The sequence below is a fragment of the Dietzia sp. SYD-A1 genome (assembly GCF_015356725.1).
Taxonomy (GTDB): Bacteria; Actinomycetota; Actinomycetes; order Mycobacteriales; family Mycobacteriaceae; genus Dietzia.
The window spans coordinates 1-10,304 of the sequence record NZ_JADDKI010000225.1; the positions used below are offsets into that span (position 1 = coordinate 1).

The window sequence follows — 10,304 nt, forward strand, 5'->3', positions numbered from 1 at the left end:
TCACACGCCACCGTCGTCCTGGCCGCCCGCCGGCGCGAGCGACTGGAGGCTCTCGCAGAGGAGCTCCGCGCGGCCGGTGGTGCGGCGTCGACGGTGGCGTGTGACGTCGCGGACCCCGAGTCGTGCGCCGCGATGGTCCGGTCTGCCGTGGAATCCCACGGGCGGATCGACATCCTGGTCAACAACGCCGGAGTCGGTACCGCGGTGCCCGCGCTCAAGGAGACACCCGAGCAGTTCCGGGGTGTGGTGGACGTGAACCTCCACGGCGCCTACTGGGCGGCCAAGGAGTGCGCGGCCGTCATGGAGCCGGGGTCGAGCATCGTCAACGTGGCCAGCGTCCTCGGACTGACCGCGGGATTCGCCCCGCAGGCCGCCTACTCCGCCTCGAAGGCCGCCGTCCTGGGGCTGACCCGGGACCTCGCGGCGCAGTGGGGGAGCCGGCGGGGGATCCGCGTCAACGCGCTCGCCCCCGGGTACTTCGCCTCGGAGATGACCGACGAGATCCCGGAGTCGATGCTCGCCGACATCACGGGGCGCACGATCTTCGGACGGTTGGGCCTGCAACCGGAGCTCGACTCCGCCCTAGTGTTCCTCGCCTCCGACGCGTCGTCGTTCGTCACCGGGTCGACTCTCACCGTCGACGGCGGCATGACCCTTCACTAGGAGGCGTGCCCTTTCACCAGGCGGCATGCCCCACAACACACCCCAGATCCAGGAGAGAGCACCATGGAATTCGCCCCCAGTCAGCGCAGCGTCGAGCTGCAGGAGAACATGTGGGAGTTCATGCGCGAGCATGTCTTCCCCGCCGAACCGGTATGGGCCGAGTACCTCCGCACCCACGGTGACCACGAGCACCCGCCCGTCATGGAGGACCTCAAGGCGGAGGCGCGCCGGCGGGGGCTGTGGAACCTCTTCCTGCCCGAGTGGTCCGGTATCTCCAATCTCGAGTTCGCCGCGGTCTCGGAGATCTCGGGCTGGTCGCCGGTGATCGCCCCGGAGGCCATCAACTCGCAGGCCCCCGACACGGGGAACATGGAGACCTTCCACCTGTTCGGGACCGACGAGCAGAAGGCGGCCTACCTCGAGCCGCTCAAGGAGGGCACGATCCGCTCGGCCTACGCCATGACCGAGCCCGACGTGGCCTCCTCGGACGCGACGAACGTCCAGACCGTCATCCGCCGCGAGGGTGACGAGTACGTGATCAACGGCCGCAAGTGGTGGATCACGGGAGTGGCGGACGAGCGCTGCGAGATCTTCATCGTCATGGGCAAGACGGACTCCTCCGCCGAGACGCACCGTCAGCAGTCCATGGTGCTGGTGCCGCGGGGTACCCCGGGGCTGACCATCGAGCGAAACCTGCCGCTGTTCGGCTACCAGGACCAGCACGGCCACTGCGAGCTGGTCTTCTCGGACGTCCGCGTGCCGACGTCGAACCTGCTCGGCGAGGAGGGGGCCGGGTTCGCGATCGCCCAGGCGCGCCTCGGCCCGGGCCGGATCCACCACGCCATGCGTGCCATCGGGATGGCAGAACGGGCGTTGGCCCTCATGGTCGACCGCGCCAAGTCCCGCCACGCCTTCGGCGGGTACCTGTCGGAACAGGGCGTGGTGCAGGAGCACATCGCCAACTCCCGCATCGAGATCGACCAGGCCCGCCTCCAGGTCCAGCACTGTGCCTGGATGATCGACACCGTCGGGGCCAAGGAGGCCCGGTTCGAGATCTCCGCCATCAAGGTGATCGCGCCACAGGTCGCCTGCACCGTGATCGACCGGGCGATCGAGATCTTCGGCGGGGCGGGGGTGTCCGACGACACGCCACTGGCGTACTTCTACGCCTGGGCGCGGGCCCTGAGGATCGTCGACGGGCCGGATGCGGTGCACCGCCGCACCATCGCGCGCGGCGAACTCCGGCGCACGCCGCCGTTCATCGGGTAACACTAGGACTTTCCACCAGTTCCAGGTGGACCGAGTTGGAGGAATGCGGGATATGGGAGCAGTAATCGTCGAGGCCGTGCGCAGCGCGGTCGGCAAACGCAACGGTGGTCTGGCCGGCGTGCATCCGGCCGATCTGTCGGGCACGGTCCTGAACGCTCTGGTCGAGCGCGCCGGAATCGACCCCGGGGTCGTGGAGGACGTGATCTGGGGGTGCGTGACCCAGGCCGGTGAGCAGACCGGGGACATCGCACGCACCGCGGTTCTCTCGGCCGGCTGGCCCGAGACCGTCACGGGTGTGACCGTCGACCGCCAGTGCGGGTCGTCTCAACAGGCGCTGAGCTTCGCCGTCGCGGTCGTCGAGTCCGGCTACCACGACGTGGTGGTGGCCGGCGGTGTCGAATCCATGACCCGTCAGCCGATGGGCAGCTCCATCACCGGCGAGGGGATCCCGTACGGGCAGGACTTCCTCGATCGCTACGACGGCACCATGCCCAACCAGGGTGTCGGCGCCGAGATGATCGCCGAGCGATGGGGCCTGTCCCGCACGCAGCTCGACGAGTTCGCCGTGGCCTCGCACGAGAAGGCCGCGGCCGCCCAGGACGCCGGGTTCTTCGCCGGACACATCGTCCCGGTGACCACCCCGGACGGGGTCTTCGACGCCGACCAGGGAATCCGCCGGGGGAGCACGATCGAGGGGCTGGCGGGGCTCAAGACCCCGTTCAAGTCCGACGGTGTGATCCACGCCGGCAACGCCTCGCAGATCTCAGACGGCTCCGCGGCGATCCTCGTCATGAGCGAGGAGGCCGCCGCCAGGTACGGCTGCACCCCGATCGCCCGGGTCCACACAGCCACTCTGGCGGGGGACGATCCGGTCATCATGCTCACGGCACCGATCCCGGCCACCGCCAAGGCTCTCGAGCGTTCCGGCCTGACCGTCGACGACATCGGTGTGTTCGAGGTCAACGAGGCCTTCGCCTCGGTCCCGATGGCGTGGCTCGCCGAGACCGGCGCCGACCCGGCCAGGCTCAACCCCAACGGTGGCGCGATCGCCCTCGGCCACCCGCTCGGCGGCTCCGGGGCCCGGATCTTCGCCGACCTCGTCCATCACATGAAGAACGAGGGCATCAAGTACGGCCTGCAGACGATGTGCGAGGGCGGTGGACAGGCCAACGCCACGATCATCGAGCTACTCTGACGGTCCTCGCATCACCAGCCGGCCCAAGCGTCCCCAGTAGGCCCTCACATCACGAGTCGGCGAGCATCCGCGGTCGGCGAGCATCCGCGCGAGCGGCTGACCGGGGACTCGCAGCCGCCGTCGGCGTGCATCCGCGCGAGCGGCTGCCCGGGGACTCGCAGCCGCCCCCCGCGATGAACTCCAGCCTGCGCATCTGCGCACGCCAGACGCCATCGTCGGGGGCGGCTGCGCTGTGGGCGTACTCTCGCGCGTGCGGATGCCTGGCGAGGGGGCTTCGCGGCGGGGCCTGTGTTGAGTGAGGGTCCGTCCCCGGCGGGTCAGTCCCCGGCCCAGGCCCAGGCGGGTCAGGCCCCGGCCCCGGCGGGTCAGTCCTCGGCCCCGGCTCAGGCCCCGGTGAGCACGACGGCGCGGCCGAGAACCTCCCCGCGGTCGAGCGCCTGGTAGGTCCCGGGCGCCTCCTCAAGCCCCACGCGCCGCGAGATCACACTGCTCAGATCGAGTCTCCCTGCGGCGAGCAGCCGGATGAGCGCGGGCAGGTCCTGCCGTGCGCGGGCGCCGTAGGAACCCTTGATCTGGATCTTGCGTCTCACGACCCGCGCGAGGTCGACATCGAGCACCGTTCCGGCCGGCGGGATGCCCACCACCACGACCCTGCCGCCCTCGCGCGCGATCTCGGTGGCCTGGCGGGTGGTGGCCGCTGATCCGAGGGCCTCGAAGGCGGTGTCGACGCCCCTGCCGCCGGTGATCTCCATGACCGCCTCGGTCGCATCGACCTGCCGCGAGTTGATCGTATGGGTGGCGCCCATGCGGCGTGCGAGGGCGAGTTTCTCGTCGTCCACGTCGATGGCGATGACGGATTCGGCGCCGCTCACCGCCGCCAGCTGGACGATGTTCTGCCCGACCCCGCCCACCGCCACGACCGCGACCGACTCACCGGTCCGGACGTCCCCGACGTTCCGCACGGCACCGTAGGCGGTGAACAGCGAGCACCCCAGGATCGCCGAGTCCGCGAGGTCCAGTTCCTCCGGGAGGGCGAACACCGCGGTGGCGGGCGTGACGCTGTACTCGGCGAGGCCGCCCATGGAATACATGGACAGCGGCTCACCGTTCGCGCGGTGGAGTCTGGTCTCGCCGTCGTACAGGGTCCCGCGCAGGCGGTTGTACTCGAAGAACGTCGAGCACAGGTCCTCCATCCCGCGGGCACAGTTCTCGCACCACCCGCACGGCATGATGAACGAGCCCACCACGCGGTCGCCCGGGCGGACCGCCGTCACGCCGCGGCCGACCTCGGCGACGACCCCGGAGACCTCGTGCCCCAGGACCCCGGGCAGGGGAAATTGGACCTCGCCCTTCATCACGTGCAGATCGGTGTGGCACACCCCGCAGGCGGTGTTGCGGATCAGGACCTCGCCCTCCGCCGGTTGGGGGATCGGGATGTCCTCGATCACCAGGGGGGATTCCGTGTCGACACACACCGTAGCCTTCATGGTGGCGACTGTACGCAGTGGACGGGTGCCTCAGTGCCCTTCTGCGGTGAGGCGATCGGTGTCCGCCCCCAGAGTCGGTGCGGGGCCTGCGGTCATGTGCCGGCCGTCGAAGGTCGCGGGGTGCGCGGCCGCGAGGTAGGACCCCAGCCCGGGTTGCTCGAGGGGAGCGAAGAGCGGGTTGGCCTCGAGATCCCCCTCCGCGACCACCTGGTCGAAGGTGCGGTACCGCTCGTGCAGCACCGACGAGGCCGCCAGTGCCCGGGTGACCTCGTCGGTGGTGTGTGCGGCGAACCACCGGGCGAAGAGGGCGGACAGGACCTCGCGGTAGGAGTACCTGTCGGCCTCGGTGCCGAAATCGGCGCCGGTCGCCGACTCCAGGGCGTCGACGGCATCCCGGGTGCCGGTCACCCGCGCCAGGTCGTGGAAGTGTCTGGTGGTCAGGGCGACGACCATCACCCGGCCCCCGTCGGCGGTGGGAAAATCCCTGCCGAAGGTGCCGTAGACGTAGTTGCCCACCGCAGGACGCGAGGAACCGTCGATCTGCGGTTCGGTGAGGTAGCCCAGCGTGCCGGCGGTGGCCAGGGCGACGTCGTCGAGGGGCAGGACGATCCGACGCCCCCGGCCGGTCCGCTCGCGGTCACGGACGGCGGCCACCACGGCCAGGGCGGCATGCAGGCCCGCCGCGACGTCCCAGGCGGGCAGGACGTGGTTGACCACCTGGCCGCCGTTCTGCTCACCACCCTGCCCGCCGGTCGGCCCGGTGATCGCGGGGAACCCGAGGCCGGCGTTGACGGTGTAGTCCACTGCTGGGCCGCCGTCGCGGCGCCCGAGCAGCTCGAGGGTGATGACGTCGGGCCGGGCCGACGCCAGGCGATCATGGCTCATCCAGTCGCGGCCGCCGGAGTTGGTCACGAGGATGCCGCCGCCCTCCCCGGGAGCGGTGACGAGGTCTCGCAGCGCCTGCCTACCCCGGTCAGACCGCAGGTCGAGGGTCACTGAGGACTTCCCCCGGTTGAGCCCGGTCCAGTAGATCGAGGTCCCGTCCGGGGCGACCGGCCAGCGGTGCACGTCGGCCGCTCCACCCACCGGGTCGACCCGGATGACCTCGGCGCCGAGCTGGGAGAGCGTGAGCCCGCACAGGGGAGAGGCGACGAAGCTGGACAGTTCGATCACGCGCATCCCGCTGAGGGGTCGCGGCTCGCCGAGGTCGGTCATCGGTGGCTCCCGTCGCTCCGGTGGTGGCTGTTGCCCCGCCTTCCAATTGATGATAATGGTTTAGGCATCGCTGCACCGGATCCCGGTCCCGCGAGGTTCACGACGAAGGGCGCAACATGAGCGTGCAGGCGGACGCGGCGGGGTCTGATCCGGGAGCGGGGTCGCCCGCCGCGGTGGGGTCCGGGGTCGACGCGGAGGACTTCGCCGCGATCCTCGCCGCGACCCGCGACTACATCCGGACGGTGGTGGTCCCGCGTGAGCGGGAGATCGCCGACGCCGACGCGGTCCCGGACGACATCCGGACCGGACTGGCCGAGATGGGGATGTTCGGATACGCGATCCCTCAGGAATGGGGCGGCCTCGGGGTGAACCTGTCCCAGGACGTCGAGCTGGCGATGGAGTTCGGGTACACCAGCCTGGCGATGCGGTCCCTGTTCGGCACCAACAACGGAATCGCCGGGCAGGTCCTCGTGGGCTTCGGTACCGACGAGCAGAAGGCCGAGTGGCTGGAGCGGATCGCCTCCGGCGAGGTCATCTCGTCCTTCGCCCTGACCGAGGACGGCGCGGGGTCCAACCCGGCGGGACTGACGACCAGGGCCGTCCGGGACGGCGGGGACTGGGTGATCGACGGAACCAAGCGGTTCATCACCAACGCCCCGGTGGCGGACCTGTTCGTGCTGTTCGCCCGGACCCGGCCCGCCGACGAGCGGGGGCCCGGCATCGCCGTGTTCCTCGTCCCCGCCGACGCGCCCGGGGTCACGGTGGGGCCGAAGGACCGGAAGATGGGGCAGGAGGGGTCCTCGACGTCCGAGGTGGTCTTCAGCGGCGTGCGGGTCCCGGCCTCTGCGCTCGTGGGTGGAGACGAGGACGCCGGGTACCGCGCGGCGATGACGTCCCTGGCCCGCGGCCGCGTGCACATCGCCGCCGTCGCCGTGGGGTCGGCGCAGCGGGCGCTCGACGAGTCGCTGTCCTACGCGTCCACCACCACGCAGGGGGGCACCCTCGTCGGGGACTTCCAGTTGGTGCAGGCGATGATCGCCGACCAGCAGGTGGGGGTGATGTCCGGTCGGGCCCTCGTGCGGGAGGTGGCGGCCAAGTACGTCTCGGGAGAGGACCGACGGATCGCCCCGTCCGTCGCCAAGCTGTACTGCACCGAGATGGCCGGGAAGGTCGCGGACCTGGCCGTGCAGATCCACGGTGGCACCGGGTACATGCGCGGTGTCGCGGTCGAGCGGATCTACCGGGACATCCGCCTGCTGCGCCTCTACGAGGGGACGAGTGAGATCCAGAAGCTCATCATCGGTGGCGGGCTCATGCGTGGTGCGACCCGCGAGGCCGACGGGCGATGAGCGGCGACGGACCGCTCCCTCTCGAGGGGATCACGGTCCTGGCGGTCGAACAGGCCGTCGCCGGCCCGCTGGCCACCCGGCATCTCGCCGACCTCGGCGCTCGTGTCATCAAGGTCGAGCGTCCTGGTGAGGGCGACTTCGCGCGGTCCTACGACGACGCCGTCCACGGCCAGGCCTCCCACTTCGTCTGGCTCAACAGGGGAAAGGAATCCATCGCGCTCGACCTGGCCTCCGACCACGGTCGCCGGGTCGCGCTCGACCTGGCCGATCGCGCGGACGTGGTCCTGAGCAACCTGGCCCCCGGGGCGATGGAGCGGCTGGGCCTCGGAGCCGCCGTCCTCCGGGAGCGTAAGGACGAGCTCGTCGTCGTCACCCTGTCCGGCTACGGCGACGGGGGGCCGTACTCCGGTCGCAAGGCCTACGACATGCTCATCCAGGCCGAGTCGGGTCTGTGCTCGATCACCGGCACCCCCGAGAGCGCCTCCAAGTCGGGCGTCCCGGTCTCCGATATCGCGACCGGGATGTACGCACTGTCGGCCGTCCAGTCGGCGTTGTTCCGGCGGGAACGGACCGGGCGGGGAGCCACTATCGAGGTGTCCATGTTCGAGGCGACGGCCGAGTGGATGGGCCACCCGATGTACGTCCGGATGTACGAGGGCCGGCAGCTCGGTCGTATGGGTCTCTCGCACGCCTCGATCTGTCCGTACGACGCCTTTCCGACCACGGACGGCCAGGTGCTCATCGGCGTACAGAACGACCGTGGTTGGGCGGCGTTGGTGCGCGAGGTTCTCGGACGACCGGACCTCGTCGACGACGAGCGGTATGCCACCAACATCGCCCGGGTCTCCCGACGCGGGGAGGTGGATGCGCTGATCAGCGCCCTGACCGCGGAGTACGGGACCGAGGAGCTGGCCGACCGGCTCGACGCTGCCGGCGTCCCGGCGGCCAGGCTCAACGATGTCGGGGGGCTGGTCGACCACCCGCAGCTCGACGCGCGGGACCGGTGGAGACAGGTCGACACCCCCGCAGGACCCGTACGCGGACTGCTGCCGCCCGTCGACTATGCAGACGTAGAGCTGCCGATGGGGCCGGTGCCCGCGCTCGGGCAACACACGGACGCGATCCTGGCCGAACTGGCTGGTCGGACACGAGGAGAGGACACCCATGGCACTGCTCGAGGGTAGGACGGCGGTCGTCACCGGCGCCGCGCGCGGGATCGGGCTGGAGATCGCCCGGACCTTCGTCGACAACGGCGCGCGCGTCGTGGTGGGGGACATCGATGACGAGGCGGGCGCGGCCGCGGTCGACGAGCTGGGCGGTCAGGGCAGGGCACGCTACGTCAACTGCGACGTCCGCGACGGCACGGCGGTCGAGCACCTGATCGACGTGGCCGAGGACGCGTTCGGGCCGCTCGGGGTGTTCGTCAACAACGCCGGGGTCACCGGCGACGCCACGATGCGCACGATGACCGAGCAGCAGTTCGACGACATCATCGCGATCCACCTCAAGGGCACGTGGAACGGAACCCGCGCCGCCGCCGGACGGATGCGGGAACACGGGGGAGGATCGATCGTCAACGTCTCCTCGATCTCCGGGAAGGTCGGACTCAAGGGCCAGACCAACTACTCCGCCGCCAAGGCCGGGATCGTCGGGCTGACCAAGGCCGCCGCCAAGGAGGTCGCCTTCAAGAACGTCCGGATCAACGCGATCCAGCCCGGTCTCATCCGGACCGCGATGACGCTGGCGATGCCGCAACACGTGTGGGACGAGAAGATGGCCGAGATCCCGATGGGCCGGGCCGGCGAGCCCTCAGAGGTGGCGCAGGTGGTGCTCTTCCTGGCCAGCGACATGTCGAGCTACATGACCGGCACGGTCCTCGAGATCACCGGCGGGCGCCACATCTGAGCCGCGCGGCCGGGTCAGCCGTCGAGGTCCCACCGTATCGGCCGCGCGAGGGCCTTGTGGAACCGCTTCTCGAGGTAGGTGGTGTGCTCGTTGATGTGGACCGACATCAGGCGGGAGGCGGCGTCCCCGTCCCCGTCCGCGATGGCGGTGTAGATCTCGTCGTGGATGTCGCAGGTCAACTCACGCTGCCGCCTGGGGTAGGTGATGCCCATCGAGGCGCCGGCGATCAACCCGCTCAGGGCGTCGAAGAGATAGCCGAAGAGCGCGTTGCCGGAGCTCCAGGCCACGAGTTCGTGGAAGCGCTCGGAGTGCGCGGAGAAGGCGGCCTGATCGGTCAGTTGCTCCCGGGTCAGGCGGAGGTTCTCGGCGAGCCGGGCCAGGCCGGCATCGTCGATCCTCGCGGTGGCCAGACGGGCGATCGTGGGCTCCAACGCCGCGCGGGCCTCCATGATCGTGGAGAACGGGGCGTTCTCGAACTGCAGGAGCAGGCTCAGGGTGGCGGCGAGCGTCCCCCCGTCCGGTTGCTGCACGATCGGCCCGCCACCCGGGCCCGGCTTGAGCATGAGGACGCCCTGCAACTCCAGGTAGCGCAGCGACTCCCGCAGCGTTCCGCGGCCGACCCCGTAGTGCTCGAGCATGAGGTGTTCCGGCGGCAACCGGTCGCCGACGGTGTTGCCGCGACGGGAGATGTCCTCGACGATCTGTTGGGCCACCAGGAGTGCGGTCTTCTTGGGACGACCGATCCCCGGACGAGCGCCGACTCCTGAACTCATGACAACAATTATCCCCGATTCGATCGTCAGGGCATGAGAACGGTGAACGACCAGTCCAGGACGGGAGCGTCGCCGTCGTCGCGGTGGGCGGTGACGAGTGACCGGAGGTCGAGCGCCGTCCCGCCGCCGGGGAGGTCGTCAGCGGCCCCCACCTCGAGGTCGCTGCTCAGGGTGTCTTGCTCGTGGACCGGGCCCAGGTGGTCGCACGAGTGCCAGCCGAGCACGGTGAGCATCGTCGGCAGCGCGCGGGTGGCCTGGGCCAGCGCGAGCCCGATGGTGTGGCCGCCGTAGACCAACCGGCCGGCCCCCGAGACGCGGGCGTCGTGGTGAGTCCGGGCGATGTTGGTGGTGAGCCGGGCCAGCTCCGGGGCGCCGGAGACCACGTCGGCGCCCGCGCGCATCACGGTGCCCTCGGACGGGAGGGGGTCGCCGGCCCCGGGGACCACGG

Annotated in this window: 9 protein-coding genes and 1 pseudogene; 6 read left to right on the forward strand and 4 right to left on the reverse strand. The window is 70.5% G+C overall.

Annotation, left to right across the window (positions count from 1 at the left end; genetic code table 11):
• From IY392_RS10045 to IY392_RS10055, 3 genes are all read left to right on the forward strand, one after another.
• Positions 1-663: SDR family NAD(P)-dependent oxidoreductase (locus tag IY392_RS10045; RefSeq protein WP_194861129.1), on the forward strand; the 663-nt coding region annotated here is incomplete at its 5' end.
• Between the two features lie 63 nt (positions 664-726).
• Complete coding sequence (locus tag IY392_RS10050) at positions 727-1,932, forward strand: acyl-CoA dehydrogenase family protein (protein WP_107756808.1); 1,206 nt, start codon at positions 727-729, stop codon at positions 1,930-1,932.
• A gap of 52 nt (positions 1,933-1,984) precedes the next feature.
• Positions 1,985-3,127, forward strand: a complete 1,143-nt coding sequence (locus IY392_RS10055) for a thiolase family protein (protein ID WP_194861130.1) — start codon at positions 1,985-1,987, stop codon at positions 3,125-3,127.
• A 383-nt stretch (positions 3,128-3,510) separates the two neighbouring features.
• Here the strand turns inward: IY392_RS10055 and IY392_RS10060 are convergent, their stop codons facing one another.
• Together IY392_RS10060 and IY392_RS10065 are read right to left on the reverse strand one after the other, a co-directional pair.
• Positions 3,511-4,614, reverse strand: a complete 1,104-nt coding sequence (locus IY392_RS10060; protein ID WP_194861131.1) for a zinc-binding dehydrogenase — start codon at positions 4,612-4,614, stop codon at positions 3,511-3,513.
• 30 nt (positions 4,615-4,644) lie between these two features.
• Complete coding sequence (locus tag IY392_RS10065) at positions 4,645-5,829, reverse strand: CoA transferase (protein ID WP_194861132.1); 1,185 nt, start codon at positions 5,827-5,829, stop codon at positions 4,645-4,647.
• A gap of 116 nt (positions 5,830-5,945) precedes the next feature.
• On the opposite strand from IY392_RS10065, the gene IY392_RS10070 reads away from it, so the two are divergent.
• The 3 genes from IY392_RS10070 to fabG are packed head-to-tail and all read left to right on the forward strand — an operon-like array spanning position 5,946 to position 9,083.
• Entirely contained in the window at positions 5,946-7,178 is a 1,233-nt protein-coding gene (locus IY392_RS10070) for an acyl-CoA dehydrogenase family protein (RefSeq protein ID WP_228549252.1), read from the forward strand.
• Entirely contained in the window at positions 7,175-8,362 is a 1,188-nt protein-coding gene (locus IY392_RS10075; protein ID WP_194861133.1) for a CaiB/BaiF CoA-transferase family protein, read from the forward strand. The genes IY392_RS10070 and IY392_RS10075 overlap by 4 nt, the downstream gene beginning before the upstream one ends.
• Complete coding sequence (fabG, locus tag IY392_RS10080) at positions 8,343-9,083, forward strand: 3-oxoacyl-ACP reductase FabG (protein ID WP_194861134.1); 741 nt, start codon at positions 8,343-8,345, stop codon at positions 9,081-9,083. The genes IY392_RS10075 and fabG overlap by 20 nt, the downstream gene beginning before the upstream one ends.
• Before the next feature lie 14 nt (positions 9,084-9,097).
• On the opposite strand, the gene IY392_RS10085 is transcribed toward fabG, so the two are convergent.
• Together IY392_RS10085 and IY392_RS10090 are read right to left on the reverse strand one after the other, a co-directional pair.
• Positions 9,098-9,856, reverse strand: coding sequence for a FadR/GntR family transcriptional regulator (locus tag IY392_RS10085; RefSeq protein ID WP_228549253.1), 759 nt, complete (start codon positions 9,854-9,856; stop codon positions 9,098-9,100).
• A 26-nt stretch (positions 9,857-9,882) separates the two neighbouring features.
• Positions 9,883-10,304 (reverse strand): annotated as a pseudogene (locus tag IY392_RS10090) (acyl dehydratase); the annotation flags it as partial.

Bases quoted from the DNA above. Each gene is read 5' to 3' on its own strand.
- IY392_RS10050 (WP_107756808.1), top strand. From the start codon at position 727: ATGGAATTCGCCCCCAGTCAGCGCAGCGTCGAGCTGCAGGAGAACATG.
- IY392_RS10055 (WP_194861130.1), top strand. From the start codon at position 1,985: ATGGGAGCAGTAATCGTCGAGGCCGTGCGCAGCGCGGTCGGCAAACGC.
- IY392_RS10060 (WP_194861131.1), bottom strand. From the start codon at position 4,614: ATGAAGGCTACGGTGTGTGTCGACACGGAATCCCCCCTGGTGATCGAG.
- IY392_RS10065 (WP_194861132.1), bottom strand. From the start codon at position 5,829: ATGACCGACCTCGGCGAGCCGCGACCCCTCAGCGGGATGCGCGTGATC.
- IY392_RS10070 (WP_228549252.1), top strand. From the start codon at position 5,946: ATGAGCGTGCAGGCGGACGCGGCGGGGTCTGATCCGGGAGCGGGGTCG.
- IY392_RS10075 (WP_194861133.1), top strand. From the start codon at position 7,175: ATGAGCGGCGACGGACCGCTCCCTCTCGAGGGGATCACGGTCCTGGCG.
- fabG (WP_194861134.1), top strand. From the start codon at position 8,343: ATGGCACTGCTCGAGGGTAGGACGGCGGTCGTCACCGGCGCCGCGCGC.
- IY392_RS10085 (WP_228549253.1), bottom strand. From the start codon at position 9,856: ATGAGTTCAGGAGTCGGCGCTCGTCCGGGGATCGGTCGTCCCAAGAAG.